We start from the raw sequence: 20,595 nt of genomic DNA, 5'->3' as shown, positions 1-20,595 counted from the left end.
GACCCGCCGTCCATGCCGGTGAGCGCCTGGCGCAGCGGCAAGAACAACGGTTTGACCTTGCAAGCGTCAAGCCGCCAGCTGATTAAGATGTTCCAACGTCGGCCCGTAAAGCGGTTCTTCGAACACGATCCCGGCGCGCTGATCCTCGATCCACACAACTTCGGCGGGCTGGTAGCCAAGGCCGGGTAGTTTGACTGCAACCAGTTCGCCAGGGCGGATCGACCATGAACGCGCATCGACCATGCAGCCCCCCACACTGATATCCAGCACCGGCAACTGAAGCTTCAAGCCCGAGCGATAGCGCACTTCGGCATTGTAACGCGCCGCAAAGCGTTCGTTCTGTCTGCGCTCTGTCTGCAAATCCATGCCTGTTCCCCAACGTGCTTGCCCCAGAGTAACGCGGCAGGCTTGCCAGTCCCGTTACGAGCATGGCAGATTTCTGGTGGAGGAAACTGGTTAATTCGCGGTTACGCAGTTTGCCGCAGGGTTCAATCAGCTGTGGGCGGCCCTTTCCAGCCGCGCCCGCGCCTCTGCCTCGCCGATCAAAGGCAGTAGCTCGGCCATATCCGGCCCGTGGTCCATGCCCGTAAGTGCCTGGCGCAGCGGCAGGAACAGCGGCTTTCCCTTGCGGCCAGTCTTGTCCTTCAACGCGGCTGTGAGTGTGTGCCAGGGGTCATCGCTCCATTCGAGCGTTTGCGCCGCCTCAGCCAGATAGGCGCGGTCTTCAGCGCCGAATTCGATCCGGTCGATCGGCCCAGTAACCAGCCGCCACCATTCGCCAGCCTCGGCCACTGTCGCCAAATTGGGACGGATCGCGTGCCAACCTGCCTCATCCATCCCGGCGGGCAGACGGTCCTTTACCTCGATGAAACCGAGCTGGTGGATGATCGCCTTGTTGATCCGCTCAAGTTCGGCATCGTCAAATCGGGCCGGGGCGCGCCCGAAAGTCGCCAGGTCGAAGCTTTCGATCAGCGCCGCCCGGTCGGCAATCGGCTCCACGGCAAGCGAAGTTCCCAGCCGCGCAAGCAGTGCAATCAGCGCTTCAGGCTCAATGCCTTTCTCGCGGAACGCATCGCAGCCAAGCGATCCGAGGCGCTTTGACAATTTGCCTTCCTTGCCCATCAACAGCGCCTCATGCGCGAATGCGGGGTGCGGACTTGCTGCATCGGATGCTGCAGCAAAACCTGCAGCATGAAGTGCGGTAAACATCTGAACTTGAACAGCAGTGTTGGAAACATGGTCTTCGCCGCGCAGCACGTGCGTGATGCCCATTTCGATATCGTCGACCGCGCTTGGAAGCATATAGAGCCAAGATCCGTCGGCCCTTCTAATCACAGGATCGGAGAGTGTGGACGGATCGAATTTCTGCGGCCCACGAATTCCATCTTCCCATGCGATCGGCTCTTCATGGTCGAGCAGGAAGCGCCAGTGCGGAAGAATGCCCTCGGCTTCTTTCTCCGCTCGCTCCACATCGGTCAATTTGAGCGCGCCGCGATCGTAAATCGGCGGCAGGCCCCGCCCCAGAAGAACCTTGCGCCTGAGCTCCAGCTCCTGCGCGGTCTCATAGGCTGGATAGACCCGTCCGGCAGCCTTCAACGCTTCGAAGGCTGCCTCGTAATGTGCCAGCCGCAGCGACTGGCGTTCCTCACCGTCAGGTTCCAGCCCCAGCCAGGCGAGGTCAGCCCTGATTGCCTCGACATATTCCTCGCGCGATCTTTCGGCATCGGTATCGTCGATCCGCAGCAGGAAGCGCCCGCCGCTCTGCTTCGCCAGCATCCAGTTATGGAGCGCGGTGCGGATATTGCCGACGTGAAGGCGGCCCGTGGGCGAAGGGGCAAAACGCGTGGTGGTTGTCATGGCATTGGCCGTTAGCGCCAGTTGGCACAAAAGCGAAGCCCCGCCAGAGCACAAACTCCGGCGGGGCCAAGGTTGTTCAGCCCGGTATGGGCGCGGCGATTATTCGCTCGATTCGGCGGCGGCGGACGAAGCACCCATCGCCGCCTTCATCGCTTCTTCCGAAGGGATGGCGTCGGCTGCGGGCTCTGGCTCAGCCTGGGGCGCGGGCGCACTGGCTGCAGCCAGTGCATCCTGTTGCTTCTTCCACTGAGCGCGGAGCGCCGCATCGCGGCTTGAAGCGATAACGCGCATGCGGTTCATGCCCGCGCCCGTCCCTGCGGGGATCAGACGGCCTACGATCACGTTTTCCTTCAGACCGATCAGCGAGTCCTTCTTCCCTTCGACCGCCGCCTGCGTCAGCACGCGGGTGGTCTCCTGGAACGAAGCGGCCGAAATGAAGCTGCGCGTCTGTAGCGATGCCTTAGTAATGCCGAGCAGGATCGGCTTGCCCTGGGCCGGTGCCTTGCCCTTGCCCAGCTTGGCATTCGCTTCGAACATTTCTTCAAGGTCGACCTGTTCGCCCGGCAGCAGCACGGTATCGCCGCCATCGGTGATCTCAACCTTCTGCAGCATCTGGCGAACGATCACCTCGATGTGCTTGTCGTTGATCTTCACGCCCTGCAACCGGTAGACTTCCTGAATCTCGTCGACGAGATATTCAGCCAGCGCTTCCACGCCGAGCACTTCCAGGATGTCGTGCGGATTGGGCGAGCCGGAAATCAGCGTATCGCCCTTCTTCACGAAGTCGCCTTCCTGAACGTCGATCACCTTGGTCTTCGGAATCAGATACTCGACCCGATCCCCCTCTTCCGGAACAATCGCGATCTTGCGCTTGGCCTTGTATTCGCGGACAAATTCGATCTTGCCAGAGATCTTGGCAATCACCGAAACATCCTTTGGCATACGCGCTTCGAACAGCTCGGCAACGCGCGGCAGACCGCCGGTGATGTCGCGCGTCTTGGCGGCCTCGCGAGAAGCACGGGCAAGGATGTCGCCAGCCGCAACCGTCTGGCCATCCTGAACCGAAAGCGTAGCGCCTGGGGCCAGCATATAGCGCGCGGCCTCGGTTTCCTCGCCCTTCTTGCCACCTTCTTCGCCAAGCAAGGTCAGGCGGGGACGCAGGTCCTCCTTCCGCTTGCGACCGGTGGCGCGGTTTTCGGTGACGACCCGCTGGGCGATGCCAGTCGCTTCGTCAGTGCGTTCTTCCAGGGTCGTGCCTTCAACCAGATCCTGATAGCGCACCACACCTGACTGTTCGGTGATGATCGGCAGAGTGAACGGATCCCATTCAGCCAGGCGGTCACCTTCCTTAACATTTGCGCCATCCTGATGCATCAACACGGTTCCGTAAGGCACCTTGTGGATTTCACGCTCGCGGCCTTCCTTGTCGATCACCGCGATCTCGCCATTGCGGGCGAGCGAGAGGATACGCCCCTTTTTGTCCGTGATCGTCGGCATGTCGCGATACTCGACCCTGCCGTCCGAAATGGCTTCAAGATGCGAAGTCTCGTTGATCTGCGCAGCACCGCCGATATGGAACGTCCGCATGGTCAGCTGAGTGCCCGGCTCGCCGATCGACTGCGCCGCGATCACGCCAACGGCTTCGCCGATGTTCACCGGTGTGCCGCGGGCAAGGTCGCGGCCATAGCAGGTCGCGCAAACGCCCTGGCCCGCTTCGCAGATCAGCGGGCTGCGGATCTTGGCCGACTGCACTTCGGCATCCTCGATCGCCTTGACCATGGGTTCGTCCAGCAGTGTACCCGCCTTGACGACCACTTCGCCGGTCTTGGCGTTGACGAGATCCTCGGCCACGGTACGGCCCAGGATGCGCTCGCCGAGCGAAGCGATGACCGAGCCGCCCTGCACGATTGCGCGCATTTCCAGCGCGTTCTCGGTCTTGCAGTCCTCTTCCACGATCACGCAGTCCTGCGATACGTCCACAAGGCGGCGGGTCAGGTAACCCGAATTCGCCGTCTTGAGCGCGGTATCGGCCAGGCCCTTGCGGGCGCCGTGGGTAGAGTTGAAGTATTCAAGGACGGTCAGGCCTTCCTTGAAGTTCGAGATGATCGGGGTTTCGATGATCTCGCCCGAAGGCTTGGCCATCAACCCGCGCATACCTGCAAGCTGCTTCATCTGCGCTGGCGAACCACGCGCACCGGAGTGGCTCATCATGTAGATCGAGTTGATCTGGGCTTCCTTGCCGTCGTCACCGATCGGCTGCGCCTTGATCTTCTCCATCATCGCATCGGCCACCTGATCGCCGCAACGGCTCCAGGCGTCGATCACCTTGTTGTATTTTTCCTGCTGGGTGATCAGGCCGTCCTGATATTGCTGCTCGTAATCGGTGACCAGCGCCTTGGTCTGATCGACCAGCGCCACCTTTTCGTGCGGGATGATCATGTCATCCTTGCCGAAGGAAATACCGGCGCGGAATGCATAGCGGAAACCCAGCACCATGATCGCGTCAGCGAACAGCACCGTGTCCTTCTGGCCGGTGTGGCGATAGACCTCGTCGATCACGTCGCCGATGTCCTTCTTGGTGAGAAGGCGGTTGACGATGTCGAAGGGAACCTTGTGGTTCTTGGGCAGGCATTCGCCGATCAGCATCCGGCCAGGCGTGGTGACAAAGCGCTTCATCTCCACCTTGCCGTCTTCATTGGCCTGCGGAACGCGGGCGATGATCCGCGTGTGCAGCGTAACAGACTTCACTTCCAGCGCCTGGTGCACTTCGGCCATGTCGGAGTAACGCGGCAGCTTCTCGATCCGGGTGCCGTCCTTCTCCTCGATATATTCGGGCGTCTTCTCCTGCCGTTCCATCGACAGGTAATAGAGGCCCAGCACCATGTCCTGCGAAGGCACGATGATCGGCTTGCCGTTGGCGGGCGAGAGGATGTTGTTGGTGCTCATCATCAGCACGCGCGCTTCCAGCTGCGCCTCAAGGCTCAGCGGGACGTGCACGGCCATCTGGTCACCGTCAAAGTCCGCGTTGAAGGCGGCGCAGACCAGCGGGTGCAGCTGGATTGCCTTGCCCTCGATCAGTACCGGCTCGAACGCCTGGATGCCAAGGCGGTGAAGCGTGGGCGCGCGGTTGAGCAGCACAGGATGTTCGCGGATCACCTCGTCGAGGATGTCCCAGACTTCCTTGCGTTCCTTCTCGACCCACTTCTTGGCCTGCTTCAGCGTCATCGACAGGCCCTTGGCATCGAGCCGGGCGTAGATGAACGGCTTGAACAGTTCGAGCGCCATCTTCTTGGGCAGGCCGCACTGGTGCAGCTTGAGTTCGGGGCCGGTCACGATCACCGAACGGCCCGAATAATCGACACGCTTGCCCAGAAGGTTCTGGCGGAAGCGGCCCTGCTTGCCCTTGAGCATGTCAGACAGTGACTTGAGCGGGCGCTTGTTGGCGCCGGTGATCACGCGGCCGCGGCGGCCGTTGTCAAACAGCGCATCGACGGCTTCCTGCAGCATGCGCTTTTCGTTGCGCACGATGATGTCGGGCGCGCGCAGCTCGATCAGGCGCTTCAAGCGGTTGTTGCGGTTGATCACGCGGCGATAGAGATCGTTGAGATCGGAGGTCGCGAAGCGCCCACCGTCCAGCGGCACCAGCGGGCGCAGCTCGGGCGGAATGACCGGAATTACTTCCAGGATCATCCATTCGGGGCGGTTGCCCGATTCGATGAAGCTTTCGACGACCTTCAGCCGCTTGATGATCTTCTTGGGCTTTAGCGCGGACTTGGTGGTGGCGAGATCTTCCAGCAGATCTTCGCGCTCTTTTTCAAGATCGAGATCCATCAGCATGATCTTGACCGCTTCCGCGCCGATCCCGGCGCTGAAGGCGTCTTCGCCATATTCGTCCTGATATTCGAGCAGCTCGTCTTCGGTCAGCAGCTGGAATTTTTCGAGCGGAGTCAGGCCCGGCTCGATCACGACATAATGCTCGAAATAGAGCACGCGTTCGAGCTGCTTGAGCTGCATGTCGAGCAGCAGGCCGATGCGCGAAGGCAGCGACTTGAGGAACCAGATATGCGCAACCGGCGCCGCCAGTTCGATGTGGCCCATGCGTTCGCGGCGGACCTTGGTCACGGTCACTTCGACGCCGCATTTTTCGCACACAACGCCCTTGTACTTCATGCGCTTGTACTTGCCGCACAGGCACTCGTAATCCTTCACCGGGCCGAAGATGCGCGCGCAGAACAGTCCGTCACGCTCGGGCTTGAACGTGCGGTAGTTGATGGTTTCCGGCTTCTTGATCTCGCCGAACGACCAGCTGCGGATGCGCTCGGGAGAGGCAATGCCGATCTGGATCTGGTCGAAGGTTTCCGGCTTGGCCAGGTGGTTGGTGAATTTGGTCAGTTCGTTCATTTTTCAAATCCCATACGGGTGAAATCTCGGGGCGGTTTGCGGTCGGACCTTGCGGCCCGACGCGTTATTCCGCCGCCTCCGGCCATTCGTTCTCGCCGTCCTCATCTTCGCCAAGCGATTTGAGTTCGACATTGAGACCCAGGCTGCGCATTTCCTTGACGAGCACGTTGAAGCTTTCCGGAATGCCGGCCTCGAAGGTGTCATCGCCCTTGACGATCGCTTCGTAGACCTTGGTCCGGCCGACCACGTCATCAGACTTTACCGTCAGCATTTCCTGCAAGGTGTAGGCCGCGCCGTATGCCTGCAGCGCCCAGACTTCCATTTCGCCGAAGCGCTGGCCACCGAATTGCGCCTTGCCGCCCAGCGGCTGCTGGGTGACGAGCGAATAGGGGCCGATCGAGCGGGCATGGATCTTGTCGTCGACCAGGTGGTGGAGTTTGAGCATGTACATGCAGCCCACAGTCACCTTGCGGTCGAATGCATCGCCGGTACGGCCATCGAACAGCGTGACCTGGCCGGATGTCGGCAGGTTGGCCTTTTCAAGCATGGCCGAAACGTCAGCTTCGCGGGCGCCGTCGAACACCGGCGTACCCATGGGGACGCCAGTGACCAGATTACCAGCCAGTTCGAAGATCTCCTCGTCGCTGCGTCTGCGCACCTCGTCGGCATAAACATCGCCGTAAATCTCGACGAGCTTTTCGCGCACCACTTCGGGCGGGCGCCCTGCACTGGCATCGGGATTGGCCGCACGCCATTCCTCCAGCGCTGCGGCCACCTGCTGGCCAAGGCCGCGCGCGGCCATGCCCAGATGCGTTTCGAAGATCTGCCCAACGTTCATGCGCGAAGGCACGCCAAGCGGATTGAGCACCATGTCAACCGGGGTGCCGTCTTCCATGAACGGCATGTCCTCGATCGGCAGCACACGGCTGATGATGCCCTTGTTACCATGACGCCCAGCCATCTTGTCGCCGGTCTGCAGCTTGCGCTTGATGGCCACGAACACCTTGACCATCTTGAGCACGCCCGGAGCCAGTTCGTCGCCGCGCTCGAGTTTTTCCTTACGGTCCTCGAACTTGTCTTCGATGCCTTTTACGGCCTCGTCATACTGGCTCTTGACCGCTTCAATCTGCGCCTGGCGATTGTCGTCAGCCACTGCAAACTTGAACCATTCGAAGCGTTCGATCGAATCGAGCAGTTCTTCGTCAATCACCGTACCCTTCTTCACGCCCTTGGGCGCTGCCGAGGCGGTCTGGCCGATCAGCATGTCGCGCAGGCGATTGTAGGTTGCACGGTTGAGGATAGCGCGTTCGTCCTGGCTGTCCTTGCGCAGGCGCTCGATTTCCTCGTGCTGGATCGCGCGCGTACGGTCGTCGATCTCGATACCGTGGCGGTTGAAGATCCGCACGTCGACGATCGTGCCCGAGGTGCCAGGCGGCAGACGGAGCGAAGTGTCGCGCACGTCGCTGGCCTTTTCGCCGAAGATCGCGCGCAGCAGCTTTTCTTCGGGTGTCATCGGGCTTTCACCCTTGGGCGTGATCTTGCCGACCAGGATATCGCCCGGATGCACTTCAGCACCGATATAGACGATGCCCGCCTCATCGAGGTTGCGCAGCGCCTCCTCGCCGACATTGGGAATGTCGCGGGTGATATCTTCCGGACCCAGCTTGGTATCCCGGGCCATCACTTCGAATTCCTCGATATGGATCGAGGTGAACACGTCATCCTTGACGATGCGCTCGGAGATCAGGATCGAGTCTTCATAATTGTAGCCGTTCCACGGCATGAAGGCGACGAGGCTGTTCTTGCCCAGCGCCAATTCGCCCAGATCGGTCGAAGGCCCGTCTGCAATGATGTCGCCAACTTCAAGCACGTCACCCACCTTCACCAGCGGACGCTGGTTGATGCAGGTTGACTGGTTGGAGCGCTGGAACTTCTGCAGCGAGTAAATGTCGACGCCCGACTGGCCGGGTTCGACATCGCCGATCGCACGGATCACGATGCGGGTGGCGTCGACCTGGTCAACGATACCGCCGCGCGTGGCGGTGATCGCCGCGCCCGAATCGCGCGCCACGGTTTCTTCCATGCCGGTGCCGACAAATGGTGCCTCGGCACGAACCAGCGGCACCGCCTGGCGCTGCATGTTCGAGCCCATCAGGGCGCGGTTGGCGTCATCGTTTTCCAGGAAGGGGATCAGCGATGCGGCGACCGATACCAACTGCTTGGGCGAAACGTCCATCAGCGTGATCTGTTCGCGCGGCGCCATGAAGTAATCGCCGTTCTGGCGCGCAGAAACGAACTCTTCGGTGAAGCTGCCATCTTCGTTCAGTTCAGCCGAAGCCTGGGCCACAGTGTGGCGCTGCTCTTCCATTGCCGAAAGGTAGATCACCTCGCTGGTGACCTTGCCATCGGCAATCTTGCGATACGGGGTTTCGATAAACCCGTACTTGTTGACGCGGCTGAAGCTTGCGAGCGAATTGATCAGGCCGATATTCGGGCCTTCCGGCGTTTCGATCGGGCAGATGCGGCCATAATGCGTCGGATGAACGTCGCGCACTTCGAAACCGGCGCGTTCGCGGGTGAGGCCGCCCGGGCCAAGCGCCGAAACACGGCGCTTGTGGGTGACTTCCGAAAGCGGGTTGGTCTGGTCCATGAACTGCGAAAGCTGGCTGGAACCGAAGAACTCGCGCACTGCGGCAACGGCCGGTTTGGCGTTGATGAGATCGTTCGGCATGACGGTGCTGACGTCGACCGAGCTCATGCGTTCCTTGACCGCGCGTTCCATGCGCAGCAGGCCGACACGGTACTGGTTTTCCAGCAATTCGCCAACCGAGCGGACGCGGCGGTTGCCAAGGTTGTCGATGTCATCGACTTCGCCCTTGCCGTCCTTGAGGCCAACCAGTTCCTTGACCACCGCCAGGATGTCTTCCTTGCGCAGCGTGGTGACGGTGTCTTCGGCATCGAGGCCAAGGCGCATGTTGAGCTTCACGCGGCCAACTGCCGAAAGATCATAGCGCTCAGCGTCGAAGAACAGGCCCTCGAACAGCGCCTCTGCAGTTTCCTTCGTCGGCGGTTCGCCCGGACGCATCACCTTGTAGATTGCCTCAAGGCCTTCATCGCGGTTTTCGGCCTTGTCCGCCTTCAGCGTGTTGCGGATCCACGGGCCGGTGTTGATTTCATCGATGTCGAGCAGGTCGATCTGGTCGATCCCGGCAGCATCAAAGGCTTCGATGTGTTCAAGCGTAAGCTCGTCGCCGGCTTCAATATAGATGCGGCCGGTCTTCTCATCGATCAGGTCGTTTGCAGCATAATGGCTGACGATTTCCTCAGTCGGGAGCAGCAGCTCCTTGAGGCCATCCTTTTCGGCCTTGTTCGCTGCGCGCGGGCTGATCTTCTGGCCGGCGGGGAACATTTCCTCGCCGGTCTTCGCGTCAACCAGCGCAAAAGCCGGCTTCTGCCCGCGCCACTGTTCGGCAACAAACGGAATGGTCCAGCCTTCGCCGGTCTTGCCCGATGCCCGCTTCCAGGTGATCGTGGCATAGAAGTGATGCAGGATCGCTTCGCTGTCCAGGCCCAGCGCATAAAGCAACGCTGTTACCGGCAGCTTGCGCTTGCGGTCGATACGGACGTTGACGATATCCTTGGCGTCGAATTCGAAATCAAGCCACGAACCGCGATAGGGGATCACCCGGGCGGCGAACAGCAGCTTGCCCGATGAATGGGTCTTGCCGCGATCGTGATCAAACAGCACGCCCGGCGAACGGTGCATCTGGCTTACGATCACGCGTTCCGTGCCGTTGATGATGAAGGTGCCGTTGTCGGTCATGAGCGGCATATCGCCCATGTAGACATCCTGCTCCTTGATATCGAGCACGCTGCGGGTTTCGGTTTCCTGGTCGACTTCGAACACGATCAGTCGCAGCGTCACCTTCATCGGGGCGGCATAGGTAATGCCGCGCTGACGGCACTCGGTGGTGTCGTATTTGGGCTCTTCCAGCACGTAGTGGACGAAATCGAGCTCGGCGGTGCCAGCGAAATCACGGATCGGGAAAACGCTGCGCAGCGTTTTCTCAAGGCCGGAAACGTAATCGATTTCCTTGTTCGAACGCAGGAACTGTTCATAGCTCTCGCGCTGAACCTCGATCAGGTTCGGCATCTGAACAACTTCGTGGATGTCGCCGAAAATCTTGCGGATACGCTTCTTCGCAGTACCCGAAACCTTGGGGGTCTTCGCCTTGCTCGCCATGGAGAGGATCGCCTCTTTAATTGTTGCGCCGAACGCTGTTGCGCCAGCTGCCGTGAACTCGATCGGTCACGCGTAGGGGATTCCTGATCCGGGACGCGAAAAGGCCGCAGCGATTGACGCGCCTTCTCTGGCGCGCTGCTGCAGCACTATGACCGCCCGCGAATATGGAACCCGCCGCTTCCATCCTTGAGACCAATCCCCGCGCATGAATCGGTCTTGCTCGAAGCGTGCGGTTGGCGGGCATATAGGAAAGGTCGCCAGCACTGTCAAACACTGCGACTGCCCCAGCGGCACTTTCCGCTTCTCGATCAGGCACATATCGTTTTTCGATATTATCGATTGACAATAAGAGCGAATCGCCTTATTGATTATCGATATTGGATATCAAGGAGATCGATAAATGACCCGTTTTGCCACTCAAACCTTCGCTGCCATCGCCGCCGTGCTGATCGTGGCCGCCAGCATGATCCAGCTCGTGACCGTCCCCCCGGCAGAGACTGTCACGCTCGTCGCCCCGATCCTCGCCTGATCCGGTCAGCAACACAAAGGAACGGACAATGGACACAATCAAACGCGACCCTCTCCTGCTGGCGGCCCAGATTCTGCTGTGGTTCTTCATCGGCGTGCTGGGCCTTGCTCTGGTCGCGGTAGCGATCGGAACCCCCGCCGCAGCCATATTCCAGGACCGCATCATAACCGAGGCGGCTGCCAAGGGCATCACCGCCGGGCCGGAGCTGGTGGGCGCCGTGCTCGTCATCCTCGTGGCCGTGGCAGCCTTCCTTGCGCTGGCGATCTATTTCCTCGTCCTGCTGCTGCGCATCGTGGGCAGCGTGAAGGACGGCGATCCGTTTGTTGCGATCAATGCCGAACGGCTGTCACGGATGGGCTGGATCGCGCTGGCTGGCCAGGTCGCGATGATCCCGGTCGGTGCGCTGCTGATGTGGATCGCGGAGATCACCAAGGACATCGAGAACGTCCATGTCGACAGCGACTTCGGCCTCAATCTCGAAGGCATACTGCTGGTGCTGATCCTGTTCATCCTCGCCCGCGTGTTCCGGCAAGGCGCTGCGATGCGCGAAGACCTGGAAGGAACCGTGTGATGGCAGCTGAAACCGCACCCGAAACCGTGGAAGGAACCCGTATCGTGGTCAAGCTTGATGACATACTGCACGACCGGCGCATGACGTTGACCGAGTTGGCAGAACGGGTGAACCTCACCCTCGCCAATCTCTCGATCCTCAAGACCGGCAAGGCGAGAGCGATACGCTTCTCCACACTGGAGGCGATCTGCCGCGAGCTGCATTGCCAGCCGGGCGACCTGCTCGCTTACCACAGCGATTGACCCGGCCACAGCGACTGACCCGGTTTCGCTTGACAGCCGCCCCAAATGCCTTAGAGGCCCGCCACCGAACGGCGGGCTTCTTTTTGCGCGCAGTTCATCCGTCCGAGACAGTTGGTGACCGGAATTTGCCGGTCTTAATTTCCAGCCTAGACGGGGACAGAGTTTTCCGGCCTGCGCCAATGGCGCAGCGTCTCGCGCTTCGGCGCACCTCCTTCCCCATCGCAACGGACTCGCCCATGTTGCTTTTGCGACATGGACAAACGTAGCCGGTCGCGCGGGGAGCCATCCCTGCGCGGTCAAATTGAAGGAGTATGGCATGGATCGTTCGCAAAAAGCCGATGCGGTCGCTGAGCTTAACTCGGTCTTCAACGAGGTCGGCGTGGTGGTTGTCACCCGCAACCTCGGCCTGTCGGTGGCCCAGTCCACCGATCTGCGCGCGAAGATGCGGGAAGCAGGTGCGTCCTACAAGGTTGCGAAGAACCGTCTCGCCAAGCTCGCCCTGAAGGACACCGATTACGCCGGGCTCGAGGAATTCCTCAACGGCCCGACCGCGCTGGCCTGGTCAACTGACCCGGTCGCAGCCGCCAAGGCTGCTGTCGAATTCGCCAAGTCGAACGACAAGCTGGAAATCGTCGGTGGTTCGATGGGTGCGCAGGTGCTCGACGAAGCAGGGGTCAAGGCGCTTGCCTCGATGCCGAGCCTCGACGAACTGCGCGGCAAGCTCGTGGGTCTCATCAACGCCCCGGCGACCAAAATCGCCCAGGTCGTCAATGCCCCGGCTGCCAAGCTGGCCCGTGTCTTTGGTGCTTACGGCGCCAAGGAAGCAGCATAAGGTTCATCGCACACAGCGATTTTTCACGGGGCCAAAGGGAATAGCCCGGCGCCCCAGCCGATTTTTTGGAGTAATACATCATGGCCGATATTGCCAAACTTGTTGAAGAACTGTCGAAGCTGACCGTCCTTGAGGCGGCTGAACTTGCCAAGGCGCTGGAAGAAGAGTGGGGCGTTAGCGCCGCTGCTGCCGTTGCCGTGGCTGGCCCCGCCGCTGGCGGCGATGCACCGGCTGCTGAAGAGCAGACCGAATTCAACGTCATCCTGACCGGTGACGGTGGCAAGAAGATCCAGGTGATCAAGGAAGTTCGCGCCATCACCGGCCTGGGCCTGACTGAAGCCAAGACCCTGGTCGAAAGCGCCCCTGCTGCGGTCAAGGAAGGCGTCAACAAGGCCGAAGCCGAAGAGATCAAGGCCAAGATCGAAGCAGCTGGCGGCACCGTCGAGCTCAAGTAAGCTTCACAAGTTTTGCGGATGTCTTGAAGCATTCGCAGATGGGAGGGCGGTGCCGCAAGGTGCCGCCCTTTTCGCATGTCCGCGCAGAATGTGTGGCGCAGATGCCGCATGATGCGCACCTTGCCGCAATTTGGCTCACAAGACACTTTCCCCTCCTGAAACCCGCGCCTATCCGGTCCGGCTGTCTGCGCGAATCGGGCAGCGCGCGAACCATGAGCGACGCACATGCCCTGAAGCCCCTGCCGCTGAGCAGCGAAGGCTGGCGCGACGAAATCGGCGCCACGTTCCGGCTGGCCTGGCCGCTGGCGCTCGCCAATCTGCTGCAGATGCTGGTGCATGCGGTCGACGTCATCTTCGTCGCGCGGCTGGGCGAAGTGGAACTCGCCGCATCATCGCTCGGCATCGCGCTGTTCGGCCTGCTGATGTGGGCTTTCTCCGGCCTTACCGGGATCGTCGCCGCACTGATCGCAGAGGAACTGGGCCGCCGCCGCCACGCGGTTCGCGAGGTGCGCCGCTCGGTCCGCATGGCGCTGTGGCTGGCGCTCGCCTCGGGCCTGGTCGGCATGGCGCTGTGCTGGCACGGCGAGAAATTGCTGCTGGCCAGCGGGCAGGACGCGCATCTTGCGGCGCGGGCAGGCGATTTCCTGCGCATCATCATGTGGGCGATGGTGCCGATGATCTTCGCCAGCGTGCTGCGCAATTTCGTTTCCGCGCTTGGGCGCCCGGTCTTCGCCACCGCCATCACCGGGCTAGCGCTGGGCGCAAACATATTGGCCAATTACGCTTTCGTGTTCGGCAATCTGGGCGCACCGGCGCTGGGGCTGGAAGGTTCGGCCCTGGCCAGCGTGATCACCTCGCTGTTCGTGCTGGCGAGCTATCTTGTCGCGATCCGGGCGGACCGCCGCATGCGGCGCTATCGTATACTTGGCAACTGGTGGCGGCCGGAATGGGATCGGCTGCGCGATCTGATCGTGCTGGGCTCGCCCGTGATGGTGATCATCATCGCCGAGGCGGGGCTGTTCAGCGGCGCTGCCTTGCTGATGGGGCGGATCGGCGCATCCGAACTGGCCGGACATACGGTGGCACTACAGGTGGCAGCACTTGCATTCCAGGTGCCTTTCGGGGTGGGACAGGCAGTGACAATCCGGGTCGGCTATCACTTTGGTGCGGGCGATCGGGATGCAATCGGGCGCGCCGGCTGGGTCGGCATGGCAATGGGTTCGGGCTTCATGTGTTTCACCGCTGCGCTGATGGTTTTCGCGCCTGAACTGCTGCTGCGCATCTATGTTGACCCGGCGCTGCCAATGAATGCCGCCATGGTTGGCTTCGCCGTGCAATATATGGTGGTCGCCGCAGCATTCCAGCTGTTCGACGGCATACAGGCGGTTGCTGCGGGCGCATTGAGGGGGCTTCAGGATACCCGCATGCCCATGCTGATTGCGATCTTCAGCTATTGGGTGCCGGGCTATGGCGTGGCGATCTGGCTGGGCTTCTACACCGGTCTGCAGGGAACCGGCGTGTGGATCGGGCTGGCGACCGGCCTGGTTTTCGCCGCAGCGCTGCTCACCTGGCGCTGGCTGCTGCGCGAAAGGTTGGGCCTGACTTCAAGGCTGAGCTGAAGGCCCGCGCATAATCCGCGATCCCGAGAAAAATTCCATTGCCTCCTGTTGACTCGGGGTCGGCGCATCCCCAAATGCGGCGCGCTGGCACTCTCGAGGTGAGAGTGCCAATGCTGATATTCACTCAAGCAAGAAAGGTCATACCGATGGCATTTCGTCCGCTGCACGACCGCGTACTGGTCCGTCGCATCGAAGCCGAGGAAAAAACCTCCGGCGGCATTATCATCCCCGACAGCGCCAAGGAAAAGCCGAGCGAAGGCGAAATCGTCGCCGTCGGCGAAGGCACCCGTGACGACGATGGCGATCGCATCCCGCTCGACGTCAAGCCCGGAGACCGCATCCTGTTCGGAAAATGGTCGGGCACCGAGGTCAAGCTCGATGGTGAAGAGCTGCTGATCATGAAGGAAAGCGACATCATGGGGATCATTTCCTGATCCTTTGACCGCTTCAAATCCTCTCTAACACATCAATTCCAGGAGAAACAACAATGGCTGCCAAGGACGTAAAGTTCTCGCGTGACGCACGCGAACGCATCCTGAAGGGCGTTGATACGCTCGCAAACGCCGTGAAGGTCACGCTCGGCCCCAAGGGTCGCAACGTCGTGATCGACAAGAGCTTCGGCGCTCCGCGCATCACCAAGGACGGCGTTACCGTCGCCAAGGAAATCGAGCTCAAGGACAAGTTCGAAAACATGGGTGCGCAGATGCTGCGCGAAGTGGCTTCGAAGACCAATGACCTTGCCGGTGACGGCACCACCACCGCCACGGTGCTGGGCCAGGCCATCGTGCGCGAGGGCATGAAATCGGTTGCCGCGGGCATGAACCCGATGGACCTCAAGCGCGGCATCGACCTTGCGGTCGACAAGATCGTTGAGAACCTCAAGGGCCGTTCGAAGGAAGTATCCGGCTCGAACGAAATCGCGCAGGTTGGCATCATTTCGGCCAATGGCGACCGCGAAGTTGGCGAGAAGATCGCCGAAGCGATGGAAAAGGTCGGCAAGGAAGGCGTGATCACCGTCGAGGAAGCCAAGGGCCTCGAGTTTGAACTCGATGTTGTGGAAGGCATGCAGTTCGACCGTGGCTATCTGAGCCCCTACTTCATCACCAACCCGGAAAAGATGACGGTCGAGCTCGACAACCCCTATATCCTGATCCACGAAAAGAAGCTCTCGAACCTGCAGCCGATGCTGCCGGTGCTGGAAGCCGTGGTTCAGGCGGGGCGTCCGCTGCTGATCATCGCCGAAGACATCGAAGGCGAAGCGCTGGCCACTCTGGTGGTCAACAAGCTGCGCGGCGGCCTCAAGGTTGCAGCGGTCAAGGCTCCCGGCTTCGGCGATCGCCGCAAGGCGATGCTGCAGGATATCTCGATCCTGACCAAGGGCGAAATGATCAGCGAAGACCTCGGCATCAAGCTCGAAAGCGTAACCCTGGGCATGCTGGGCGAAGCCAAGCGGATCACCATCGACAAGGACAACACCACCATCGTCGATGGTGCGGGCGATGCTGGCGAGATCAAGGCACGGGTCGAGCAGATCCGCGCGCAGATCGAAACCACCTCCAGCGATTACGACAAGGAAAAGCTGCAGGAACGCCTGGCCAAGCTGGCTGGCGGCGTTGCCGTAATCAAGGTTGGCGGCGCTTCGGAAGTTGAAGTGAAGGAACGCAAGGACCGCGTCGATGACGCTCTCCATGCGACCCGCGCTGCGGTGGAAGAAGGCATTGTTCCTGGCGGCGGTACTGCGCTGCTCTATGCCACCAAGGCGCTGGAAGGCGTCAAGGGCGCAAACGATGACCAGACCCGCGGTATCGACATCGTACGTCAGGCAATCCTGGCTCCGATCCGCCAGATCGCTGAAAACGCCGGCCATGACGGCGCAGTGGTGTCAGGCAATCTGCTGCGCGAGAATGACGAAACCCAGGGTTTCAACGCGGCAACTGACACCTATGAAAACCTGGTGGCAGCCGGGGTGATCGATCCGACCAAGGTCGTTCGCATCGCTCTGCAGGATGCAGCTTCGGTTGCCGGCCTGCTGATCACCACGGAAGCGGCGATCGCGGAGTTCCCCGAAGATAAATCCGCCGGTGGCGGCGGCATGCCCGATATGGGCGGCATGGGCGGCATGGGCGGAATGGGCTTCTAAACCGCCGCGCCATAAAACGGCAAAAAGAGAGGCCCGGCTGGAGCGATCCGGCCGGGCCTTTCCTTTTGTTGGCAGTGGTCCGGTTCAGCCGCCCTTGCGGCTTGCCACTGCTGCTGCGGCAAGCTCCTCAGGCCAGGTTACCTGGGTTTGCGTCTGCGGGTTGAACTCATCGCCGGGATGTATCGCGCCTTCAGCTGCGGTGATTTCCTCCCTCGTCAGGAATTCGCTCGGTTCCAGCGCGAACACATCAAGCCCGCGCGTGATCTCGGTCGCGTAGATCCGGCCCTTGTACCAATAGGCTGACCAATAGCCCCCCACGACCATCTGCTCCTTGTCGACCGGCCCACGGTCGAAATAGGCGATCTCCTTGATGTTGGCCGGATCAGTGAAATCGATCACCGAGATGCCGCCCTGATACCAGGCCTGGACGAAGATATCGCGCCCCGGGACGGGGATGATCGAGCCGTTATGCGCAACGCAGTTTTCCTTGTCGGTCTGCGGCGCGGGCAGCTTGTAGGTGCCGCGATAGACCAGCTTGCCATCTTCGATGCCGTAAAAGGCATTGGCGCCCCAGCTTAACGGATCGCCCGCCTGGCAACGCGGACGGCCACCGCCGCCCCACTCATCGGTGAACAGGACCGTGGTGCCGTCATTGTTGAAGGTGGCCGAATGCCAGTAGGCGAAGCCCTTGTCGGTCACATCGTCGATCCGCTTGGGAGCCAGCGGGTCGGAAATGTCGAGAATGATGCCATTGCCCGAACACGCACCTGCGGCCAGCTTCATTGCGGGAAAAACCGTGATGTCGTGGCACTGGTTGGTGACGCTGGTCTCCTGCGTGCCTTCGCCGTGATCGCCGCCGCGCCACAGGCCGGCGATCTTGCCATCGCGGGCGAAAACGCGCGGGCTGTCGACAATCCGTGCGGCAGCTGGGTTGGCAACGGGAATTTCGATTACATCGATGCTGAACAGCGCGGTTTCATCGCCAGCCGTGTTGTAACACCCTTCGAGTTCTTCAGCGTCGCGAACAGAGGAAGTCCCGGAATTATAGACCACGATCCGCTTGCTGTCGCTGCTGACCACCGAGTGCGTGTGACTGCCGCGGCAGGTCTGCACCTGGCCCACCTGGTACGGGCGGGTAATGTCCGAAATATCGAAGATGCGCAGCCCGCGGAAACGCTTGCCATCGACCCGGCCTTCAGTGCCCTTGAGCCCGCAATCGACCCGGCCACGCTGTTCCTCGACGCTCATCACCAGCAGTTTGCCGACGATCGAGACGTCACCCTGCCCGCCCGGACAGACGATCGAGCTCACCAATTGCGGCACCCCGTCCTGGCCCAGGCGATAGGCATTGAAACCGTGGTAATTGCCCGTCACCAGCAGGTCGCCGGCAAAGGCCATGTCGGTATTGGCGAAATCGAGCAGCGAGCCGCGCTCACCGAATTGCGGCTTGTCCTCTTCCGCCTCGGGATCGCGCGGATCGGCAGGCGGGGTGCCTTCGGCTGCCTGCGCCTTGGCAGGCATCACGTGGCCGGCATGCGGATCGGCTGCATCGGTTTTCGCTTCGTCCTTCTTCGGCTTGAGCGGCTGCAGCCCTGCCGGATTGGCCGGGTCGAAGAAGCCGACCGGCTTTGGCAGTGCAACAACATGGCGAAGATTGCTGATCGCCTCACCCGCATCGTGGAAGCCCGCTGCCAGCGTGGCGCGCGGATCGGTTGAAAGACCGGCCAGTAACCCGTTCATCCGGTCGATCTCGGTAGTCTGGTCATTGACCACATCATTGGTGAACTGGAACATCACCGGATCATAGGCAGTGCCGGGGGCCTCCAGCAGGTCATCGACCATGTCGAGTGCGCCGCGATGGTGCACGATCATCAACTGCAGAAACAGCCGGTCGAAACCGGTACCGCTGGATGCAGCCAGCTCCGCCATCTGCGCCGGGCTCGCCATCCCCATCATCTTGTGCTGGGAGTGGTCCATACCGGCCATTTCCAGCGGTTCGCCCCGCGCCTCGAGCCACTCGCGCATGAATTTCATCTCATCGGCCTGGCTGGCGTTGATCCGTCCCGCCAGCGCGACGATGTCCGGGTTGTTGGTGCGCCTTTCAACCAGCTGCGCCATGTCGACTGCCTGCTGGTGGTGGACGATCATGCCCTGCATGAACAACACATCGCCCGGCGCAAAGCTGGTGTTCGCCAACCTGATCGCTTGTGCCGCGTCGATAACCTTGGCCGCCTCGCCCGGTGCGCCGGGCAATACAATCGGCACCTCCTGCGCGATCGCAGCAGTGGAAGTTCCGGCAAGCAGCCCGGCAGCCAGAAGCGCGACCCCGCGCCGCCGAACGAAGGAGGTAGTTGAAATCATGTCCTGTCCCATCACGTCAAAAGATGGCGTGCAGTCCTGCCAAGTCGGGATTCAAGGTCAAGCGCAAATCTCCGCTATGCTGCAAAACCGCTATAATGATCGACGAACGACCCGAACGGGCGAGCCTGCCTGACCCAATCACTTGAAAAAGCGAGCGCCGAAGCCTGATCCATCCGCCGCTGCACCAATTCCGACGTATGACGGGAACTATTCATCGCAGCTTGCAGGATTTGGGGTTGAACTGGGGATTCGCGGGGCGTTAATCCCCCCCTAACCACATTCGGGTTAGGGGCATGTGCATGATCAAGCCATTCGCAACGATATTGACGGGAGTGCTGGCGGGGATCGGCCTGGCGGCGGCGCCGGCCTCTGCGCAGAGCAGCGACCTCGAAGCGCAATTCGACCGGACCTTCGGGACCGAGCTGCGCGCACCGCAAACCTTCGATGCGATTTACGAGACTTCTTTCGAGCGGCGCATTGCGCAGCTGGCGGATGGAAGCAAGGGTAGGATCGGAGTTGCCGCGCTTGACCTCGCCACTGGCGAAGAGATTGGCGTGCTGGACAATCAATTGTTCCCTATGGCGTCAACCAGCAAGATTGCTGTGGCGGCAACCTTCCTGGAAATGGTCGAGCAGGGGAAATACTCCCTGACCAGCGAATTTCCGCTGATGATGCCGCTCAGGTCTGCCAGATTTTCCTCTCCTGTCGCACCGGTGCGCGCAGGGGAGTATATGCCCGCCCACCAACTTATCGAAATCATGATCAGCCGCTCAAGCAATCCGGCCACCGATGCCTTGCTGGCGGTGGTTGGCGGTCCGGCCAAGGTCAATGACTGGGTGAGACGTCAGGGCATCAAGGACTTCAGCATCAACCGCGACATCGCGACCCTGGTGCGCGACGATGGCGAGTTTGATCCGGCCTCACATATCGACAAGCGCGATGCAGCTACGCCGCGTGCCATGCTGGAGCTGCTCAAGGGGCTTTATCAGGGCAAGTTTCTTTCGGCAGAGAGCCGTGCCGTGCTGCTCGATGCAATGTCCAAGACCCGCACCGGCAAACGCCGCATCCCCGCACTGATGCCAATGGGTGTGACGGTGAGCCATAAAACCGGATCGCTCAACAATACCTCCAGCGATATCGGCATTATCGAAGGACCGAATGGCCGCGCCATTGCGGTTGCGATCTATGTCACCGGACAGGGCTCACGGCTGGCGCGCGAAGAACGCATAGCGGCCATTGCCCGCGAGCTCTATGATGGTTTCGCTTCGCGTGCAGGCAAGCGTGGGCCCGTCTGGACGAACGCCGAACACACCGGCGGCTAGGATCAGGGGGCGGCAGGCCACCA

At 61.1% G+C, this 20,595-nt stretch carries 14 protein-coding genes; 9 read left to right on the top strand and 5 right to left on the bottom strand.

What is annotated here, in order from left to right:
* Positions 1 to 66 precede the first annotated feature (66 nt).
* From ACX3VQ_RS08140 to rpoB, 4 genes are all read right to left on the bottom strand, one after another.
* Positions 67 to 366 (bottom strand): PilZ domain-containing protein, encoded by a 300-nt coding sequence (locus ACX3VQ_RS08140; RefSeq protein WP_462570520.1) that lies wholly within the window; start codon positions 364 to 366, stop codon positions 67 to 69.
* A 126-nt stretch (positions 367 to 492) separates the two neighbouring features.
* Positions 493 to 1,857 (bottom strand): glutamate--tRNA ligase, encoded by a 1,365-nt coding sequence (locus ACX3VQ_RS08135; protein ID WP_462580364.1) that lies wholly within the window; start codon positions 1,855 to 1,857, stop codon positions 493 to 495.
* Positions 1,858 to 1,956: 99 nt separating this feature from the next.
* Complete coding sequence (gene rpoC, locus ACX3VQ_RS08130) at positions 1,957 to 6,258, bottom strand: DNA-directed RNA polymerase subunit beta' (protein ID WP_462580363.1); 4,302 nt, start codon at positions 6,256 to 6,258, stop codon at positions 1,957 to 1,959.
* Positions 6,259 to 6,322: 64 nt separating this feature from the next.
* Positions 6,323 to 10,501: a DNA-directed RNA polymerase subunit beta gene (gene rpoB, locus ACX3VQ_RS08125; protein WP_462580362.1), complete on the bottom strand. Its 4,179-nt coding sequence runs from the start codon at positions 10,499 to 10,501 to the stop codon at positions 6,323 to 6,325.
* Between the two features lie 400 nt (positions 10,502 to 10,901).
* Here rpoB and ACX3VQ_RS08120 point away from each other — a divergent pair, with 400 nt between their 5' ends.
* The 8 genes from ACX3VQ_RS08120 to groL all read left to right on the top strand — a co-directional run bounded on the left by ACX3VQ_RS08120 (position 10,902) and on the right by groL (position 16,889).
* Positions 10,902 to 11,030 (top strand): hypothetical protein, encoded by a 129-nt coding sequence (locus tag ACX3VQ_RS08120; RefSeq protein ID WP_462570524.1) that lies wholly within the window; start codon positions 10,902 to 10,904, stop codon positions 11,028 to 11,030.
* Between the two features lie 28 nt (positions 11,031 to 11,058).
* Positions 11,059 to 11,601: a DUF2975 domain-containing protein gene (locus ACX3VQ_RS08115; protein WP_462570525.1), complete on the top strand. Its 543-nt coding sequence runs from the start codon at positions 11,059 to 11,061 to the stop codon at positions 11,599 to 11,601.
* The gene (locus tag ACX3VQ_RS08110; RefSeq protein ID WP_462570526.1) at positions 11,601 to 11,843 is read left to right on the top strand and encodes a helix-turn-helix domain-containing protein; all 243 of its coding nucleotides are present in this window, start codon (positions 11,601 to 11,603) and stop codon (positions 11,841 to 11,843) included. The genes ACX3VQ_RS08115 and ACX3VQ_RS08110 overlap by 1 nt, the downstream gene beginning before the upstream one ends.
* A gap of 316 nt (positions 11,844 to 12,159) precedes the next feature.
* Positions 12,160 to 12,675: a 50S ribosomal protein L10 gene (gene rplJ, locus ACX3VQ_RS08105; protein WP_462570528.1), complete on the top strand. Its 516-nt coding sequence runs from the start codon at positions 12,160 to 12,162 to the stop codon at positions 12,673 to 12,675.
* A gap of 80 nt (positions 12,676 to 12,755) precedes the next feature.
* Positions 12,756 to 13,130, top strand: coding sequence for a ribosomal protein bL12 (gene rplL / locus ACX3VQ_RS08100; RefSeq protein WP_462570529.1), 375 nt, complete (start codon positions 12,756 to 12,758; stop codon positions 13,128 to 13,130).
* Positions 13,131 to 13,342: 212 nt separating this feature from the next.
* On the top strand, positions 13,343 to 14,749 hold the full coding sequence (locus tag ACX3VQ_RS08095) for an MATE family efflux transporter (RefSeq protein ID WP_462580361.1): 1,407 nt from the start codon (positions 13,343 to 13,345) through the stop codon (positions 14,747 to 14,749).
* Between the two features lie 146 nt (positions 14,750 to 14,895).
* On the top strand, positions 14,896 to 15,183 hold the full coding sequence (gene groES, locus ACX3VQ_RS08090) for a co-chaperone GroES (RefSeq protein ID WP_462570531.1): 288 nt from the start codon (positions 14,896 to 14,898) through the stop codon (positions 15,181 to 15,183).
* A gap of 53 nt (positions 15,184 to 15,236) precedes the next feature.
* A complete protein-coding gene (gene groL / locus ACX3VQ_RS08085) occupies positions 15,237 to 16,889 on the top strand; it encodes a chaperonin GroEL (protein WP_462570532.1) in 1,653 nt (550 codons plus the stop codon).
* Between the two features lie 84 nt (positions 16,890 to 16,973).
* Here the strand turns inward: groL and ACX3VQ_RS08080 are convergent, their stop codons facing one another.
* Positions 16,974 to 19,250, bottom strand: coding sequence for a DUF305 domain-containing protein (locus tag ACX3VQ_RS08080; protein WP_462580360.1), 2,277 nt, complete (start codon positions 19,248 to 19,250; stop codon positions 16,974 to 16,976).
* Positions 19,251 to 19,549: 299 nt separating this feature from the next.
* Here ACX3VQ_RS08080 and ACX3VQ_RS08075 point away from each other — a divergent pair, with 299 nt between their 5' ends.
* The gene (locus tag ACX3VQ_RS08075; protein ID WP_462580359.1) at positions 19,550 to 20,572 is read left to right on the top strand and encodes a serine hydrolase; all 1,023 of its coding nucleotides are present in this window, start codon (positions 19,550 to 19,552) and stop codon (positions 20,570 to 20,572) included.
* Positions 20,573 to 20,595: the final 23 nt, after the last annotated feature.

This window comes from Altererythrobacter chaiwopuensis (assembly GCF_054957735.1).
This window is presented reverse-complemented; position numbering and strand designations above follow the sequence as displayed.